Here is a 19440-nt window from a genome sequence, read left to right on the forward strand (position 1 = left end):
CTCATGGTACAAATATAAGGCATAGCCATCAGAACATTACCACCTGCAAAGCAGGTGGATTTTTAAGATAAATTAAAACTATCAATAAAGCCACTACTGTTTTCTTAACTATTTTCATTGATTTGTTCCTTTCTATTTAAAATTTAATTTGAAATGTTGCATACCAATTTCTTGGTGATGATGGAATAATACCAGGTCCGGGATAACCGGTTGCCCGCCTTGTAAAATAACTGGTGTTGAGTACATTATTTATTCCTGTTTCTAATTTGAATACTTTGTAGCTGTATGATAATGAGATGTCAAGGATATCATATTCCGGAATTTCGCCAATAACGCCGCTTAAGGTCGCTTCTTTGGAATTTGTGGCATCTGTAAATTGGCTTCCCAAATAGCTATATTGAATATTTGCCAATAAGTTTTTATAGCCTCCTTGAAGTCCTGTTTTTAAATTTAAATTCGGTACAAATTCTACCTTATTCCCTTTAATGCCTGCCTGGTCAGAAGCAGTGTATTCGGAATTTATGATGGAGGTATTGATGAAATAATTCAGTTTTACATTATTGTTTAAACCAAAAATCTTCTTCAAATTAAAATCGAACAACGATTCCACGCCATACATAACGGCATCGCCCACATTACCGCGCTCACTGGTTACACGACCATCGGACGAGCCTTTTTGTACAAAACCGATTCTGTTGTTGTAAAACAGACCAAAGACACCTAAATCATAAGAAACTATGTTTTTAAAATTCCCCCTGATGCCTAAATCTGCCGTAAAACCATCCTCATCTGTAATATTCGGGTTTATTGAAAATGCTGGATTCGTAATATTGATATCTGAAAACGTCACCGAACGGTAATTCTGCGACAGGTTTCCATACGCTTCAAAATTCACATTAGGCTTATAACTCAAACCCAAACCTAACAATACAAACGAACGATCGAAATTTTGGTTTTCCTCTACCGTTTCCTCAAAAATAACATTGCCCGCAGCATCGGTATTGATGCGCTTGTAAAACCCATCACTTTGTGTTTTTATGTACTCAAAGCGAAACCCCGGCGTTACCGAAAATTGGTCTGAAACATAAAAAATATTTTCACCAAAAACCGAGGTGTTTAAGTTTGGCAAATCAAATTGGGATTGACTGGGATAGTTAGGAAACTCGGTAGTTGCAAAATTAAAATCGGGTCCTGTTCCATCACTTCCCGGGCCTTGTTGCTGGAAGTTATCTGCCTTATAAAATTTGGCACCAATTAAAAAGGTCGCATCTTTATTGAAGATGGTGTATTTTGTCAATAATCGAGACTCCAATCCAAAATTATTAAACTCGCCTTTTATTAAATCGCGTTCATTGCCAGGATCCAATTGATTCACTCGATTCGTTCTGAAACCCAAAGCATCCCTAGAGGCGTTCAATCCAAAAAAATTAAAAGTAAAATTGGTTTTTTCTGAAAATTTATGGGCCAGTTTTAAGTTGTAAAGCAACCAATTTACCTCAAACCAATTACGGGCTCGGTTACTTTGATAGGGATTTTCATTAAACATGGCATCGGTTAACCCACCAGCCTGTTGCGCCAAATAATTTAAGTAGGTCACTTCGGCTGTTAACTTGGTTTTTTCAGTAAACTGATATCCCAAATGGCCAAACACATTTTTAGATTCAAATTCGGAATTTGGCCGAAACCCATCTCCTTTTTTATAGTTGAAAAAAGTGTAATAACTCCATTTGTTCTTAGTGCCACTTAAACTGGTGAAATTGGTGTACAGTCCAAAATTCCCCAACGTGTTTCTCGTGATTATTTCCAAAGGTTTATTGGGGTTGGGCGACTTCATTTTAAAATTGATCAAGCCTCCAAATTGGGTGCCGTATTGCAACGATGCGGCGCCACGTATGACTTGGATTTCTTCCAACCCCTCTGATGCTGGCGTGTAGTAACTTTCTGGATAGCCCAAAACATCGGCGCTAATATCGTAGCCATTTTGCCGGGTGTTGAAATTGGCGGTTCGGTTGGGATCCAATCCACGACCACCGATATTAAGCTGCAAACCCGCATCGTCATTTTGGTAAATGTTTAAACCTGCCACTTGACTGTATATTTGGCGCGCATTGTTGGAAGCCAAATTTGCCATGGATTGCTCCACCAAAATAACTTCTGTTTTTTTACCGGCATAAATGGCGGTTTCCTCCACATCCTTCAATCGCTTTAATTCAAAAATCCGTTGTTTTCTGGCGGTAACCTCAACTTCTGAGAGGTTTTGGGTTAAATCCTTTAAAACCATATTTAATGTTGAAGTGGTTTCCGTTTGAACAGTAATTTCTTCCACATTATATTCAAAAGAAAAAAACACCAAAGTCATTTCTTTTTTAGATGTTTGAAACTGAAAATAGCCCGAAGTATCGGTGGTTGCTAATAATCCAGAAGCTTTATCATACACGTGTACATTGGCGATGGGTTTGCTGTTTTCTGAAAAAGTAACCGTACCGGAAACAGTCTTTTGGGCAAAAACCGACACACTAAAAATGAGTGCCAATATAATTTTAAAGTCCTTTAATGTCATCCTTAAATGGTAAAATCCAATGTTTTGGTTTAAATGATTCTTTTTGGGCGTACAGATTTACGTTTTTGTCAATAAACGGGGCACTTAATCTGCCGTTTAATGCCACATAACTCTCCACAAAAACCTGTACATTTTTATGTCCTTGCGCTATAAAATGATTGCCTAAATAATGAGCGTATTCCAAGATAAAATCGGGTTGAAAACTCATTTGTTTTTCCTGAAATGTAGTCAGAAAATCAGAATTATCCACAACAAAACCCTGTCCTGTGCTGCCATCCACAATCTTGAAGGTTGTATAGCCCATTTTTTCCATGAGCATCACGCGCCACGAAAAACGGTAACCTTCTTCGGTCCAGAATAATTCGTGGGGATAGAGTAAATATCTGAATGGAAAAAGCAGTTGAATACACAAAAATGCACCAACAACAATCAGTATTGGTTTTCTGTAATGGAACTTATAAGTCTCCACTTTTAAAATGGAAACTGTTTTGTTTTTGAGCTGAAGAATCTTCTTTAAAAAATTGATGATTTTTTTATGGAAATCAGCATCAAAAAAGATCAATGCCGAAACAATCATGATAAACGGAAACATGCCAATAGGGAACAGAACCCTTGTAAACACATGAAAAACAACCACTAATATAAAGGCAAACCAACGAGTCTTCTTATACAATAATAAAAACGGAATGCTTAAATCGTACAAAGCACCGCTCCAACTCATGGCGTAATGAAACCAGTTTTGGTGCATGAGGTTTTCGCCAATAAAGGGCAAATCGTATTTAGAATGCAGCCATATTTTTAAAGGTTGCGCTTTAAGTAACCAATCGCTATTAAGTTTTGCCAGACCCGCGTAAAAATAAACGATGCCCAAAAGGAGCTTTATACTATCTATAGTCCATTTTGGGATGTACTCAAAGCTTTTCTTTTTAAGAACATTATCTAACGAAAAAAAGGCATTTGCCGGTAAAAATATCAATAAAAAGCTCAATACACTTATAAAGTAATAGTGGTTTAAATAGGTGGTTTTATCCATCAATTCGATATAGGTAAAACTTAAAAAGAAGGCAATAATGGCAAATCGATATTTTAAACCCAAAGCTATAAACAAAGCGGAAAGCCCACATATTGCAAACAGTACATACGTATAAATGCCTAATGGTTTTATAAATTCAAAGCCGTAATATGAAAAATGGAATTTTGGTTTGATGTATAATGTAGCGATCCAACCATGGTACCAAAACCGGATGATACTTAAACCCATCATTGTACCAAAAAATATACGAAATACAGCCAAAGGTGCCGCATGGGTAGTTTGGCTTAGATATGTTTTGATGTTGAACACGATTTTCTAAAAATTAAACCTACAAGGTTTTCAAAACTTTGCAGGTTATAAACTTCAACTAAATAATTGGGTGTTAGACCTGTAAGCCCCGATAGCTATCGGAATTAAAAACCTAACAGGTCTTTACGAAAAAGGCTTACAACACAACCTTTCTGTTAATTTTATGCTTTATTAATCGCCATCGGCATCAACAAAATCTACGCTTATATTAAAAGCTTGAAGCATATCTACCTTCAATGATACCACTGCCAATTGAAGCGCATCATAAGCTTGGGTCATTTTGGTATTGTCTGTATTGATTTGAGAATAAAAACTTCCATTTAAAACTTCTATTTTTTGGCGCGCCACATCAAATCTTGAGTTGATCAAAGTCACTAAATCGTTTCGTTCCAAATAAACCAAATAACTTTTAAAACTTTCGCCAGTAGTCGTGCCGTTATATTTTTTTCCATTAAATACATCTTGCACTGCCTTTAAAGCTTCTAAAGCCAATTCTTTTGAAACATCTTTTCTATAGAATGCTTCCACTTTTTCCGGTAATGGAGTGGTTGAAAACACACCACTCGGAATTCCGAATTTGCTGGCACGAAGACTTTTTTCATAATAGAAAATATAATCATTCACGATTTTATTCAACGAACTTGTCGCTGTATTTTCTGTGCTCGTTACAAATTGGTCGCGATATAGCGTCGTCCAATCTGTAATCACTTGTTGCGTTAAAGTATCCATTTGATTGACAACCGCATTCATATAGGCTTTATAGCCTTGCGCATTAGCATTGGTCGTGTATTTTGCAAGAATCGAAGCGTCATCGGCAGCCACACCATATAACAGATAATCCAACGCCGGAAAGCCTTGTGCATCGTGATATGCAGAAGAATTCAAGTCGTAATTACCACTGCTCACGCCAGTTTCAATATCCAAAACCGTTGTTGGATAGATGTTCATAAAAAAGTAATATTGGTTAAGCGCTTCCGCCTTTCCAATATTGAACATTTCCACATGCTGCCAAGCTTTGTAGGCTGTTAGCCAATTGGTACGAGCGGCATCCAGATTTGTTTGATTTGGCGTTGTTGCAAACGTTTGAATGGATGTTTTGAGCGCGGTCAATTTCGGTCCAAAATCCTGCAACGACGGAATGATGATATTGTCGGCAAGGTTGACCAATAATTCCGAACGGTTGAAGCCATCCGGCACTTTTCCCGATGAATTATCGGAAGCACTACAAGCGGCAATGAGCGCAATGGAAAAAAGAATGGCAATTTTTCGTATCATGTTATTTGTTTTAATGGTATTCAAAGCAATAGCGTCTTCACAACGAAAACGCTATTGTGTATTATTATTGGTTTTAATTGGCCGCGGCTTCCACTGTAAACCCAAATCGTGCCGCAATGGTTGCTGACATCGCATCCAATGTTGCAGGTGTTACATCCCAAAAACCATTGCCAGCCATCAGTTGTGCTAAAAATGCCGTTACTTCCAAATTTGTAAAATAGGGTTCGTTAGTGTTCGGTTTTCTCGTGAACTGTAAACTGTTGATGAACCCGAGGCCCTCTGACAGACCATTAAACGCCTTTGCCATATCGTTTTCCGCCAGACTCGCTTTACCTTCCTGAAGGTAAACGACGGCACGGACACCAATCACTTTCGAGATGTTTTCGCGAATTATTTGGGCCTGTTCATCCCTAACCGTGTAGTTCTTGGCAACAATTGCAGCCCTTCCCAGTTTGAAGGCGTTGTAGATGGCAGTTGCTGTTCCGGCAAAATCAGCATCTGCGTCCACTTGGTCCAAATAGGTGTTCAAGAAATTATCCGCTCCCAAAACAGGCATGGCAGGATTGGCCTCGTTACCATATAAATAACCATAGGCTTCATCCCAACTGTGCTCCATGGTGGTAAAGTTAGTGCCGTCTTCCACCACATTATTGTTATTATTGGCGATATTAGAAGCGTCATCCAGCACAGACGTGCTCAAATAGTGATTCATTATCTGGTCGGACATTAAGCCTCCAATCAAAGATTTTGCAATGGCCTGGTTCAATAGCACTCCTTTGGCGTTAACATAGCGTATGGGACCACCTCCCGATTGTTGTAATTGTCCTGCGGTACCTGCTGTTGCCGCAACGTTCCAGTTTGGGAACACTACAGTTGCCTGTTCTAAAATCCAGGCATCCAATTGTGATTTGAGACCAATGGAAATGGTTGTGTTCGATGCGAAGTAATCTTTTGATGCGGCAAATTTGCTTCGTATGTTTTTATCGGATGCATTCAAGGTGGCATCCACAAAATCGGCAGCACCTTGAACGTGCGCGAATTTACCTTGTAGTTGTGCAGCAGTATTGGTATTTACTTGCAATGCTGAACGCAACTCTTGCGCCATTTTGATGCGTGTGGTTTGGCCATCAAAATTTACTGTGGAATTTCCGTTTCTTGCAAATTCATAAGCAGCAGGAGTTTCCACGTTATTATCATTATCGTTATCATTAGAACAGGATTGAAATATGGTTGTTACGGCTAAAAGGCTTAATACTATTTTTCTCATTTTAATTGATTTTTTTTGTTTTTATTTAGACTTGTTATAAATAACGAATTATTTCTTCGACAAAAATAAAACACAAAATGAGAAATGCAAAGTTTATTTAGATTAATTTTAAATAAACTTTTTAAAAGTTTAATAAATCTTTAATTTTCAGTTATTTATGCAATTAAAAATCAATGATAAACCTTAAAGATTTTAGTAGCCTCATTATGGGCACTCTCAAAACCAAGAGCGTTTAGGGGGTTGTTTTTTTGTGCAGTAAAGTAGGATAACAGCTTTTCCGTTGGCATATTGCCTGTCAATTCATCTTTAGCCATGGGGCAACCACCAAAGCCTTGAATGGCACCATCAAAACGATGGCAGCCCGCTTTGTAAGCAGCATCAACTTTTTCAAACCAAGTGGTTGGTGTGGTATGTAAATGCGCACCAAATTCAATGTTGGGGTATTTAGGGATTAAATTTGAAAATAAATAGTGAATACTTTCCGGTTCTGAACTTCCTACAGTATCACTTAAAGACAAAATTTTAACGCCCATATTGTTTAATCGCTCGGTCCACTCGCCTACTATTTCTACATTCCACGGGTCGCCATAAGGATTTCCAAAACCCATGGAAATATAAACCACTACTTCTTTATTTGATTTGTTGGCTATTTCTAAAATTTCGGAAAGCGTTATTACAGATTCCGCTATGGTTTTATGCGTATTTCGCATTTGGAAGTTTTCAGAAATTGAGAACGGATACCCTAAATAATCGATTTCAGCATGTTCACAGGCATCCTGGGCACCTCGTGTGTTGGCAATTATGGCAAGTAGTTTACTTTTTGCATTGCTCAAGTCCAATTTCGATAAAACTTCGGCAGTATCCACCATTTGAGGAATGGCTTTGGGCGACACAAAGCTTCCAAAATCTATAGTGTCAAAACCTACCCGTAACAAAGACTGTATGTACTGCACCTTTTTTTCAGTAGGAATAAAGTCTTTAATTCCTTGCATGGCATCACGGGGGCATTCTATAATCTTTATTGGACTTGGCATGTTATTGTTTCAAATAGATGATAAAAATACTATTATTTTTATAAAGTATGTTCTAAAAAAAACAAGTAAAAAAATCCATTGTGTAAGCAATCCAAATGGTAAGATACCCTTTCAAAACTTCAAAACGGCAGTCTAAACACCATTGGACTTTATAATATTTCAGTGTATTTAATGAAAAAATTCCAGTAAAAATAATGCATTGAATATAGATTGGAATTTAACAAACATAAGCAAAGGCATGTACCCACTAAATAAATGATTTAAACAGCATTGGTGCAACCCAAAAGCTTATTGTCAAATAGTCGGTTAATCTTACGGTTTGACGTTTTTATTGTTTAAAAATAGTATTTCGGCATACATTTGAAAAAATGTTTTCCCCCAAATGAATATTTTTAAATCTACGTTATTGATCTTTACGATATTTTTTTCGTTTACTGTTCACATTTCTGCCCAAAATGAGCAAGCATCCTGTGGGACGGTTACATCTTCAGAATCCCTCAATTATTTCAACAGCATAAAGCCCCAATTAAAAAAATACGAGGAAACTTTTATGCAAATGCGTTCCAGCAAAAGCACCTCGAAAACCAGGACAATAAATTCCATCCCCATCAAAGCACATGTTATAAGAGCTTCTAACGGTACTGGAGGCATTTGTGATGCCGATCTGAATAATGCTATATCGGAATTGAACACCGTTTTTGCCGGTGCCTTTATGGAGTTTTTTTTATGCGATGGCATTAATTACATTAATGAAGATGCGCTATACCATTTTAAAAAGGGCGATGAGAAAAGTTTAAAAGAAACGCATTTTGTCCCTGGACTTATCAATATTTATTTTACCGATTTTATTGAAAACGGATTGGATGAAAGCATTTGTGGATATACTGACAATGAAGGGCGAAATGATGCTATTGTAATGAAAAATAGCTGCGTTACCAATGATTCGTCGTTGGTGCATGAACTAGGACATTTTTTCTCCTTAATACACACCCACGGCGTGGACAATATTAAATTGACCACCGAATTTGTTGATGGCAGCAATTGCGACACCGATGGTGATGGTATTTGCGACACACCAGCAGACCCGAAACTGACCACTAAAAATGTGAATAATTTTTGTGAATATATAGGGACTGAACGTGATGCCCATGGCGACTATTTTACACCAGACGCTACAAACATCATGTCGTATTCCAGAAAAGGGTGCAGAAACCATTTTACGCCGCAACAATTGGCGCGGATGCACGGGTTTTATATGGTTGCAAAAAACTATTTAGCGTGCCCATCCTTTAACGCAAATTTTACTGTGGATGCCAACCAAACTTGTGAATCATCATTAACCGTAAATTTTGAAAGCAATTGTACCAATGTTACTAAATGGCAGTGGGATATGGATAGTGATGGCATTATTGATTACACCACTCAAAACCCTACCCACACTTTTGAAAGTGGCATTTATGACGTAACGCTTACCGTATCAAACGATAAAAAAACCATCAAAAAAACGTTCTTTGATTTTATTAAAGTAGGTACAGAACCTAACTGGCTACAGGAAGATTTTGATACTTTTAAAACCGTTGGCGATAATGGATGGACTGCCACCGATGTTACCCAAAACGGTTACAACTGGCTATCAAATTCCGGGAAAACACCTTCTGACACTACCGGCCCACTTACCGATAGTTCGAGTAAAACTGGTTTAGGAACGTATATTTACGCCGAAGCTTCTGGTGCAAAACCTGGCGATGTTGCTGAGTTTGTTTCACCATGTATCACTATTAATTATGAAAACTCCGAACTGGAATTTGCTTACCACATGTTCGGGAAAAACATAGGCGAATTACATGTTGATATAAAAACCGAAGATGGCTATATAAACGATGTGGTTCCTGCGCTTATTGGCAACCAGCAAAAAAACCAAAGCGATGCTTTTTTAACCAAGGATATCAATTTATCATCTTATTATAACCGAACCATAAACGTTCGTTTTAGAGCCATTAGAGGGGCTGGTTGGGATGGCGATATTGCTATTGATGCTGTTTCTATTAAAACCATTATAACCCCGATAACCGACAAAGATGTTATTGCCTATCCAAACCCCATAAAAAATGATTTGCTTTACGTTAAATCGAATAAGGGGGATGAGGCCTTAAATTTCGAAATATCTAATTTAGCGGGGCAACTATGTTTGTCCGGCATTATAACCAATGAACCCATTAATACTAGTAAACTGGTTTCTGGAATGTACTTGCTGACCATTAGCAGTAACAATTCAAAGGTTACCAAGAAGCTGATTAAATAATGTTTTGTGTAATCCTGTAAGGTTTTTAAACCTCCTAGGTAAAAACTAAAACGATCAGACCTACAAGGTTTTGAAAACCTTGCATGAAGAAACCCTAAGCTAGTTTGTTTTAAGAATGGCTTTATTAATAGACTTAATCAAACTCGGCCCTTCATAAATAAAGCCGGTATATATCTGCACTAAATCGGCGCCTGCATCTAATTTTTCTAAAGCGTCTTCGGCGGAATGAATACCGCCTACACCAATTATCGGGAACGTTTTATTGCTTTTATCAGCTAAATATTTAATAACCCTGGTACTTTTATTCTTAATGGGCTGTCCGCTCAAACCTCCATTTCCAATAGCTTCCAATTGCTCGCTCGATGCTTTTAGGCCCGTTCTATCGGTTGATGTATTGCTCGCTATAACCCCATCTAATTTGGTGGTTGCAACAAGTTCCACTATTTCATCCAATTGGTGGTCATTTAAATCGGGGGCTATTTTTAAAAGGATTGGTTTTTGCTTTTCAAACGTTTTATTTGCTTTTTGCACAGCGTTAATCAATTCCTCTAAATAGGCCTTATCATTCAGTTTTGCATGGCTGCCCACATTGGGGCAACTTACATTTAGCACAAAATAATCCACATACGGGTGCAATGAATTAAAACACGCCAAATAATCCTTAGTGTAATCTTCCGGTTTCGTATGGGTGTTTTTTCCAATATTACCGCCAATTATAAGTTTTCCGGTATTCTTTTTTAATTCTGAAATAGCAGCTTCCAACCCGTCGTTATTAAAACCCATGCGGTTAATGATCCCTTGGTCGTCTTTCAATCTAAACAACCGTGTTTTAGGATTTCCCACTTGTGCTTTTGGGGTAACGGTGCCTATTTCAATAAAACCGAATCCGAAGTTTGCCAATTCGTTGTACAACACCGCATTTTTATCAAAACCAGCCGCCAATCCTACGGGGTTTTTAAATGTGAGTCCGAATACATAGCGTTCCAACCGTTTGTTCTCAACAACATATAAACTTCTAAAAATCCATGCAAATCCTGGAATTTTAGAGGTGATTTTTATTAATGAAAATGTAAAATGATGGATCTTTTCGGGGTCTAACAAGAAAAATAACGGGCGAAGTAATAGTTTGTACATCTGTATTATTTATGCAAAAGTACTTCTAAATAAAAAATTGAACAATTCAAAAGCAAAAAAAATCAATGGGTGCCATTTTGAAGTTCATATTGAATAAAAGATTTGCACCATCAAACCCTATAAATTCCTTACTTTTGATTCATTAAAACTCCATGGAACATGATTTCAAAAGAACACATCATCAAACGTTTTGTAAGTTACGTAACTATTGACACTGAATCTGATCCCACTTCAAGCACCACTCCCAGCACCCACAAACAATGGGATTTGGCAAATAAATTGGCCGAAGAACTAAAAACCATCGGCATGCAGGATGTTGACATAGATGATAATGCATACATTGTGGCAACGTTGCCCAGCAATGTGGAACACGAAGTGCCAACTATTGGATTTATTTCACATTTTGACACCTCGCCAGATTTTACGGGCGCTAACGTAAGACCTCAAATTATTGAACACTACGACGGAAAAGATATTGTTTTAAATGAGGCTGAAAATATTGTTCTGTCGCCCGATTATTTTGAAGATTTACACCTTTACAAAGGCCAAACGCTTATAACAACCGATGGCACCACGCTTTTGGGCGCCGATGATAAAGCCGGTATTTGCGAAATTGTTTCGGCTATGGAATATTTAATCAACCACCCCCAAATCAAGCACGGTAAAATACGCGTTGGGTTTACACCCGATGAAGAAATTGGTCGGGGCGCGCATAAGTTTGATGTCGAAAAATTTGGAGCCGATTGGGCATACACCATGGATGGAAGCCAAATTGGAGAATTGGAATACGAAAATTTTAATGCCGCTGGAGCCGTGGTAAAAGTAAAGGGGAAAATTGTGCATCCGGGATACGCAAAAGGCAAAATGATAAACTCCATGTACATTGCCCAAGAATTTATAAATTCTTTACCGAGACTGGAAACCCCTGAACACACCGAGGAGTATCAAGGTTTTTTTCATTTATCTTCCATAAAAGGTAAAGTTGAAGAAACGGTTTTACAATACATCATTCGGGACCACGACCGGGGACATTTTGAAGCGCGAAAAGCCGTGATGGAAAATTTAGCAAACGAGTTGAACGAACAATACGGATGGGAAGTAATTAGTGTTGAAATAAAAGACCAATACTATAATATGAAAGAAAAAATAGAACCCGTAATGCACATTGTCGATATTGCTGAAGAAGCCATGAAACAATTAGGTATCGAACCGATTATTAAAGCCATCCGTGGTGGTACCGATGGCTCGCAATTAAGCTATAAAGGGTTGCCGTGTCCTAACATTTTTGCGGGCGGACATAATTTTCATGGACGCTATGAATATGTTCCTGTTGAAAGTATGATAAAAGCCACTGAGGTTATTTGTAAAATTGCGGAGCTGGCTGCAAAAACAGCTTAAAAAGAAATTTAGTTTCTACTACAAATATTTTAATGCTGAAATTAAATTAATAGGAAATATACACTACATTAGTTAACGTTTTTTATATGTAAAAAACATACCAAATTTATTAAGTTAAATTAAACGGAAGTATGTATATTCTTTTAGCCATCGTATTTATTATAGGTTATATTTTTATAGCCTTGGAACATCCTTTTAAAATTGACAAAGCTGCATCAGCCATTCTTACCGGGGTTATTACTTGGATCATTCTTGTTTTAGGGCAAAACACTATTTTTAAAACTGCCATTGAATCCAATTTTATTGATGAATCCATTTTGCGCCATGTAGGTGAAATTGCCGAAATTCTATTTTTCCTTTTGGGCGCTATGACCATTGTGGAATTGATCGATACCCACGGAGGATTCCAAATCATTACTTCAAAAATAAAAACCACCAACAGAATAAAACTTTTATGGATCGTTGGATTGATAACCTTTTTTCTATCCTCTGTTTTAGACAACCTTACCACCACAATTGTGATGGCGGCTCTATTAAAAAAACTTATGAAAAACAAAGAAGACGTTTGGTTTTTTGGAGGTATTGTAGTAGTTGCTGCAAACGCTGGAGGTGCATGGTCGCCCATTGGCGATGTTACCACTATTATGTTATGGATTGGCGGACAAATAACAGCGTTAAATATTGTTAAACAAGTGTTTCTACCAAGTGTTATTTGCTTAACCATACCCCTTTTAATACTATCATTTATAAAAAAAGGGGAAGTGGTACGCAGTTCCCATCTCGATAACAAAGCAAACCACCCCGAAATAGCGAGTCCGTTTGAGGCCTCTTTAATTCTTTGGCTAGGTATTGCAGGCTTATTGTTTGTCCCTATTTTTAAAAGCCTGACCCAGCTTCCACCCTTTATGGGCATCCTTTTTAGTTTGGGAGTTTTATGGGTCGTTACCGAAATTATCCATAAAAACAAAACAGAAGAACATCGTCACAGCTTATCGGTGGCGAGCGTAATACGAAAAGTGGACACTCCAAGCGTGCTCTTCTTTTTAGGGATTCTATTGGCTGTGGCAAGCTTACAAACGGGTGGCCACTTGGAGCAATTAGCAAAAATATTGAGTGATACTTTTGGTAATATATACATCATCAATATTATTATTGGGTTAATTTCATCTATTGTAGATAATGTGCCTTTGGTTGCTGGTGCTATGGGCATGTATCCCCTTTCTTTATACCCACAAGACCATGCTTTTTGGCAGCTGTTGGCATTTTGTGCCGGTACGGGCGGAAGTGCTTTAATTATAGGTTCCGCAGCAGGAGTAGCCATTATGGGCATTTTGAAAATTGATTTTTTATGGTATTTAAAAAAAATCAGCTGGTTAGCTCTTATTGGATATTTTTCTGGAGTATTGACTTATTATGTTATGAATATTTAAAGAGTGCAAAGGGGGGTACTACAAACCTCCCTAAAACTGGAATCTTGACCTGCGAGGTAAGGTGCCAAATATTGCAGAATTCTTTAGAATATGACAAAAACATCTCATGTTTGACCCCTCCGCCTGTCGGCATACCGAAAACTCGGTACAGGCTCTCCCCTTGAAAAAAGGGGAGGACTTATTGAGAGGGCTTTTTTTTATGATTTGAGCTTAATTGAATTTTTGTCATGTACTTAAGCAGAATTCATAAAAAATAGTTCGTTCTGTTTTTTGTTGACATTTTAGTTCCACTAGGGTTCAAAACCCTGACAGAGATAGTAAAATAAGGCTTTCTGTTATTGAACTCATTTTAAAAATTCATTATAGAATATAAAAAAAACGGAATTTTAAATTTTATCTACTTAATATTTGACATCCTACCTACAAGATTCTTAAAGTATCTCGAAGGTTTCAATCCATATCCAGGGGTCGTTAATGGAATGACGTTAACTCTTGTTTTTAGCCCTGATAGAAGCGGCACCCTTTTTTGATTTTTCTTCAAAAAAGGTATAGCGGATAGCAGGAAATAGCTTCTAAAAATTAAAACCTTTAAAGTCTAAGCTTTTACAAATGTTTTCTTTTCAAAACTGCTTTTTGGTGCTTCGCAAAGGGAACATTCGTATGTTGTTGGCAGACTTTCAAAAGGGGTGTTTGGGGGAATGTTTTGGGTGATGTCGCCGTAAATGGCATTGTAAACTGTTAGGCAATCTTTGCATTGATAGACTTGCTCTTCATGGTTTTCTTTTTTAATGTCTTGGCTTGTGGTTTCTTCCCGTTCGGTTCCTAATTGATCGAAGTACAGCTGGCTCAATTCCATTAGCAATCCCGGTAATTCCACCTTGTCCACATCTTGTACATGCATGATGTAATCGCGGGTATTGGGGTCGAAATTTTTAGCGTACAACAAATTGTAGGTATCGCGAATAATGAAATCGCTTAAGGCTTCGGACTGCTTGTTTTTTTCGATGACCACCGATGTAAAATGATAGGCACTACTGGTATAATTGGTAAGGCCGAATGTTAAACCATAGGTACTGATGTCGTTTTGGTCGAAATTGGCCACCAAGTATTTTTTCAGACTCAATGCATCGGCATCGTTCACCGGCAAGTGCCAATTTAGTTCGAGCATGGAGTGGCGCACATTGATACCGAATTTGCCCAAAAACTTTTCCCACTGTAATTTTGCTTTTAACGGAATGCCTTTAACGATAAAGGATTTCCAGGGTGTGATGGATATTTTGCCTATTTTATTTTCGGCACACAGCTCGCACATGGCTTTTAGAAAAGTAAGGTCGTAGCGATTGTTCCGCCAATAAAGGCCCAACCAATATTTATCGCCTATTCGGTTCATGCCTTCATAGTACGGAAATGGATAAAAGGGTACTTCCAAAGGCTTATCGACGGTTCTGTTATTGGTATCAATGGCATCACTGGCCAACTCGAAAATGGTTTCGACGTTTTCAGGTTCTTCCTGCAACATATTTTCGATGGCGAGTTCCACCTTATCCAAATCCCAACTGTAAATAAGCGCCGGATACATGACTGTTTTTTTCCATTCGGGAAGCCTAATGTACAAATACCAATAATCCTCATGTTCCGAAGCTATAAAATTGATATGCCCGGTGAACAAAGGCACCAAGCGCTGTTTGGGGTCGGTAATATTGACACGCAACTTTAATTCGTGCTTAAATTGTTCTAAAACATATAGATAGCGGTCGCTGGTAAGCCATGAGGTATTGGGGAAAATATCCGCCGAAACATACGACGAAACGATGTTTTCAGTCCTCACTTTATTGGGCAATACCGTTAATAGCTTATCAAATGCTTTTAGTTTTTCCTTGTCCACTTTTTCAGGAAAAATAATATCTTGCCTAGATCCGAAGGAAATAGTATCCAAGCCCAAACTTTCGGCTGCCTCACAGATGTATTTTAACTCGCCTGGAGAGAGTACTCCGCCATTCACTATCAATCTACACGATTCTTTCATTTTACTTTTTTTATACCTACAAGGTTTTGAAAACCTTGCAGGAAACTAATTTATCATGCCAATACTTTTGTGTTATTAAGAATTTCCCTTACCTCGGTTTTACAGCTTCCACAACCCAAGCCTGCGCCTGTTTTATTACACAGTTCGGTAAAATTGGCACAGCCACTTTTTATGGCTTCCTCAATGTTTCCTGCACCGACCTGACTGCACGAACACACCAATTTGCCAATTACCGGCACATCATTAGAAGCACCCCGTAAAAGCGTGCTGCGTTTATCCGCCATTTCGATTTTGCTTTCAATCATGGTTTTAAATTCGGCAAACTCGTTTTTATCGCCCATTAAAACCGCACCTATCAGCAAATCATCTTTAACGATACATTTTTTGTAATAGCGTTTTGAAATATCGGTAAAAATGACTTCTTCATACGAATCGTCGTTTTCAGGAACATCTATATTACCAATACTGCACAAATTGAGATCGTTGAACTTTAAAATATTCATTAAAACCGAACCGTTGTAAGCACCACTGATATCCCCCGCAATAAAGTTTGCCAAAATGTTAGCTTGTTCTTCCGCAGCCGAGGTAATTCCGAATAACTGATTATTAAATTCTGCTATTTCCCCAATGGCAAAAATATCGGGATGCGACGATTGTAAATGCTGATTCACCTTCACCCCACGGCTGCAAATAATGCCGTTCTCCCTGGCTATTTCAACATTTGGAATCGTGCCAATAGCATACACAATGGCGTTTGCCGTGATGAATTTCCCGCTTTTAAGGGTGATGTTCAATTCGCCCGTTTCATCATCATCAAACACGGTACTTACCTCATTATCAAAGTAAATCTGAATGCCACGTTCCTGCACATCCAACGCCAATAATTTACTGGAAACCTTATCCAATTGGCGTTCCATCAATCTGGAAGCCCGCTGAATAATCGTCATTTTTACGTTTTTATGTTTCATGGCCGCTGCTAATTCCAAACCTAACAAGCCGCCGCCAACAATAACCACGTGCTGTTCTTCGGGCGGTAAACCTGTCGCTTCCAAATAGGCTTTAAATCGGTCGGCATCACTTTTATTTCGCATGGTAAAACGCCCTGGCAAATCCAATTGAACATCTTTGGGGATGAAAGGCCGACTCCCCGTAGCCAAAATAAGTTTATGGAAGCTATGTTGCTCGCCGTTGGTATCCGTGACTATTTTAGCGTCTGAATCAATTTTATTAATGGACGTTTCAGGATAAAGCTTGATATTTAACTTGCTTAACTCCTTTTGTTTTATTTTAAGAAGTTGTTCCCAACTTAATTCTTCGGTTACGTACTCAGGAAGTAAGACTCTGTTGTAGAATAAATTAGGTTCTTTTGAAAACACGTGGATTTCGTCCACTTCATTATATTCCCTATAATTCTGAACAAACCGGAATGCCGCTGCTCCTGCCCCAACAATGATTATTTTTTCAACAGGTTTTTTATATTTTGAAACCGATACCCGAGTGAATTTAAAATCGGGTTCCTTGGAAATGGGATCAACATGCGTGTTGGTTAAATTATTGGCCCTATTTAAATCACTCTGCAATTGTTTGCCCCAATGCATGGGCAAAAACACGCAACCTTTTACAATATTATCGGTTACTTTGGCACGTACCCGCACCACCCCGTTTTCACTTTTAATTTCGGTGATATCGCCCTCTTTAATTTTACATAAATAGGCATCCACCGGATTGATTTCCAAAACCGGGGTTGGATAATGCGTTTTTAATCGCGATACTTTGCCCGTTTTCGTCATGGTATGCCATTGGTCGCGTACCCTGCCCGTAGTTAAAACCAACGGATAGGTGTCGTTGGGTTGCAATGAGGTATTTTCAATACTTGTTGCGACATTAAAAATCGCTTTTTGCGATGGCGTATAGAATTTTTTATCCTGAAAAAGTCGAGGTGTTCCAGCATGGCGGTACTCTGAAACGGGCCATTGAAACGTGCCTTCGTTCTTTAACCGATCGTAATTTAAAAAGGAAATATCAATTTTCGTTCCTTTGGTCATGGAACAATATTCATCATAGATTTCTTCGGCACTGTTGAAATTAAAACCACGGAAGCCCATACGTTGGGCAAAATCGCAGAAAATTTCCACATCGGGTCTGGCTTCTCCCGGAGCGTTGATTTCTTTTGGCAAATAGGAAATACGACGCTCGGAATTCGTCATCGTGCCTTCCTTTTCCAACCAACCGGCAGCGGGAAGTACTAAATCGGCAAAAGCCAACGTATCGGATTTATGCGAAATCTCTTGAACCACCACAAACTTGGCGTTTTTCATGGCGCGTTCAATACGGTGCGTATTTGGTAAGCTGACCAAGGGATTGGTACACGCAATCCAAATGGCCTTTAGTTTTCCAGATTCCAAAGCATCAAACATTTCGGTAGCCGTTAAACCCGGTTTTGGTGAAATTTTATCGACACCCCAAAACTGGGCGACTTCCCTACGGTGTTCCTCTTTTTGCAAATCTTTATGGACCGCCAATAAATTTGCCATACCGCCCACTTCGCGTCCGCCCATCGCATTCGGTTGTCCCGTTAATGAAAACGGTCCTGAACCCGGTTTCCCTACTTGTCCTGTTATCAATGACAGATTTAACAAAGCCGTATTTTTATCGGTGCCCACCACACTTTGGTTGAGCCCCATGGCCCACATGCTTATAAAGCCTTTTGAAAGTCCGATAATATCCGCCGCTTTTCGAATATCCGTTTCAGGAACACCGCAAATTTTGGAAGCGTCGTTAAGTGAGGTGGCAAAAATTTGTTCTTTATAATCTGAAAATCCTTCGGTATGATTGTTTATAAAATCTTCATCAATCAGTCCGCGTTTATACAAACATCTCCCAATGGCATTGTAAAGAATAACATCCGTTCCCGGGATGAGTTGCAGGTGCAAATCGGCAAAATTGGCGGAATCCGTTTTTCGGGGATCAATAACGATGATTTTAACATCGGGATTTTTCTCTTTATGTTGCTCGATGCGTCTGAAAAGAATGGGATGGCACCATGCAGGGTTTGCTCCAGTGATTAGAAAACAATCCGCCAATTCAATATCTTCATAAGAAACGGGCACACTATCTTCCCCAAATGTTTTTTTATAGCCCACTACGGCAGAACTCATGCACAAACGCGAGTTCGTGTCGATGTTATTCGTTCCTAAAAAGCCTTTGGTGAGTTTGTTGGCAATGTAATATTCTTCGGTTAAACTTTGTCCGGACACATAAAACGCCACACTATCCGGACCGTGTTTTTTTATAATGGATTTAAAAACGCTGGCAGCTCTATCCAACGCATCATCCCAACTCACACGCTCACGAGGGTGCGAACGGCTCCATCGCATTTCGGGATATAAAATCCTATCGGACGTATCATTGACTACGTAATGCAAGTTCATCCCTTTGGAACACAGCATGCCACGGTTTACGGGATGGTCCTTATCGCCTTCAACAAAAACCTTGTTGTTAAGGTCTTTCTTAACAATGATTCCGCAACCAACACCACAATACGAACAGGTGGTTTTTACTTCATTTTTCAGCATTTACATCAGCGTTTAAATACGAATTAAAGACATTTAATACCATTTTACAAGTTCAAGGTTTATTATTACCAATCCCATAAAAAAAGACTATTGAAAC

Annotated in this window: 11 protein-coding genes; 3 read left to right on the forward strand and 8 right to left on the reverse strand. The window is 38.5% G+C overall.

The features are described from left to right. Positions 1-136 precede the first annotated feature (136 nt). The 5 genes from ACU1LP_RS14895 to ACU1LP_RS14915 form a co-directional block, all read right to left on the reverse strand. Positions 137-2560, reverse strand: a complete 2424-nt coding sequence (locus ACU1LP_RS14895) for a TonB-dependent receptor domain-containing protein (protein ID WP_445736677.1) — start codon at positions 2558-2560, stop codon at positions 137-139. Continuing rightward, positions 2541-3905 carry an HTTM domain-containing protein gene (locus ACU1LP_RS14900; protein WP_445732687.1) on the reverse strand — a complete coding sequence of 455 codons (1365 nt, stop codon included), beginning with the start codon at positions 3903-3905 and terminating at the stop codon, positions 2541-2543. The genes ACU1LP_RS14895 and ACU1LP_RS14900 overlap by 20 nt, the downstream gene beginning before the upstream one ends. 168 nt (positions 3906-4073) lie before the next feature. Further along, positions 4074-5177: an imelysin family protein gene (locus ACU1LP_RS14905; protein WP_445736678.1), complete on the reverse strand. Its 1104-nt coding sequence runs from the start codon at positions 5175-5177 to the stop codon at positions 4074-4076. 73 nt (positions 5178-5250) lie between these two features. Continuing rightward, a complete protein-coding gene (locus ACU1LP_RS14910) occupies positions 5251-6444 on the reverse strand; it encodes a DUF4856 domain-containing protein (RefSeq protein ID WP_445734242.1) in 1194 nt (397 codons plus the stop codon). Positions 6445-6614: 170 nt separating this feature from the next. Next, a complete protein-coding gene (locus tag ACU1LP_RS14915) occupies positions 6615-7478 on the reverse strand; it encodes a hydroxymethylglutaryl-CoA lyase (RefSeq protein ID WP_445734243.1) in 864 nt (287 codons plus the stop codon). 382 nt (positions 7479-7860) lie between these two features. Here ACU1LP_RS14915 and ACU1LP_RS14920 point away from each other — a divergent pair, with 382 nt between their 5' ends. Next, on the forward strand, positions 7861-9780 hold the full coding sequence (locus tag ACU1LP_RS14920; RefSeq protein WP_445734244.1) for a T9SS type A sorting domain-containing protein: 1920 nt from the start codon (positions 7861-7863) through the stop codon (positions 9778-9780). A gap of 99 nt (positions 9781-9879) precedes the next feature. On the opposite strand, the gene ACU1LP_RS14925 is transcribed toward ACU1LP_RS14920, so the two are convergent. Next, positions 9880-10914, reverse strand: a complete 1035-nt coding sequence (locus tag ACU1LP_RS14925) for a quinone-dependent dihydroorotate dehydrogenase (protein WP_445734245.1) — start codon at positions 10912-10914, stop codon at positions 9880-9882. Between the two features lie 159 nt (positions 10915-11073). On the opposite strand from ACU1LP_RS14925, the gene pepT reads away from it, so the two are divergent. Then, a complete protein-coding gene (pepT, locus tag ACU1LP_RS14930) occupies positions 11074-12312 on the forward strand; it encodes a peptidase T (protein WP_445734246.1) in 1239 nt (412 codons plus the stop codon). Between the two features lie 131 nt (positions 12313-12443). After that, positions 12444-13742, forward strand: coding sequence for a sodium:proton antiporter NhaD (gene nhaD, locus ACU1LP_RS14935; protein ID WP_445736679.1), 1299 nt, complete (start codon positions 12444-12446; stop codon positions 13740-13742). Between the two features lie 595 nt (positions 13743-14337). Here the strand turns inward: nhaD and ACU1LP_RS14940 are convergent. Then, complete coding sequence (locus tag ACU1LP_RS14940) at positions 14338-15768, reverse strand: rubredoxin (protein WP_445736680.1); 1431 nt, start codon at positions 15766-15768, stop codon at positions 14338-14340. 53 nt (positions 15769-15821) lie between these two features. Then, positions 15822-19343, reverse strand: coding sequence for a molybdopterin-dependent oxidoreductase (locus tag ACU1LP_RS14945; protein ID WP_445736681.1), 3522 nt, complete (start codon positions 19341-19343; stop codon positions 15822-15824). Between the last annotated feature and the right edge of the window lie 97 nt (positions 19344-19440).

The sequence above is a fragment of the Mariniflexile sp. genome (assembly GCF_052728615.1).

Bases quoted from the DNA above. Each gene is read 5' to 3' on its own strand.
- ACU1LP_RS14945 (WP_445736681.1), bottom strand. From the start codon at position 19,343: ATGCTGAAAAATGAAGTAAAAACCACCTGTTCGTATTGTGGTGTTGGT.
- ACU1LP_RS14925 (WP_445734245.1), bottom strand. From the start codon at position 10,914: ATGTACAAACTATTACTTCGCCCGTTATTTTTCTTGTTAGACCCCGAA.
- pepT (WP_445734246.1), top strand. From the start codon at position 11,074: ATGATTTCAAAAGAACACATCATCAAACGTTTTGTAAGTTACGTAACT.
- ACU1LP_RS14910 (WP_445734242.1), bottom strand. From the start codon at position 6,444: ATGAGAAAAATAGTATTAAGCCTTTTAGCCGTAACAACCATATTTCAA.
- ACU1LP_RS14915 (WP_445734243.1), bottom strand. From the start codon at position 7,478: ATGCCAAGTCCAATAAAGATTATAGAATGCCCCCGTGATGCCATGCAA.
- ACU1LP_RS14895 (WP_445736677.1), bottom strand. From the start codon at position 2,560: ATGACATTAAAGGACTTTAAAATTATATTGGCACTCATTTTTAGTGTG.
- ACU1LP_RS14905 (WP_445736678.1), bottom strand. From the start codon at position 5,177: ATGATACGAAAAATTGCCATTCTTTTTTCCATTGCGCTCATTGCCGCT.
- nhaD (WP_445736679.1), top strand. From the start codon at position 12,444: ATGTATATTCTTTTAGCCATCGTATTTATTATAGGTTATATTTTTATA.
- ACU1LP_RS14940 (WP_445736680.1), bottom strand. From the start codon at position 15,768: ATGAAAGAATCGTGTAGATTGATAGTGAATGGCGGAGTACTCTCTCCA.
- ACU1LP_RS14920 (WP_445734244.1), top strand. From the start codon at position 7,861: ATGAATATTTTTAAATCTACGTTATTGATCTTTACGATATTTTTTTCG.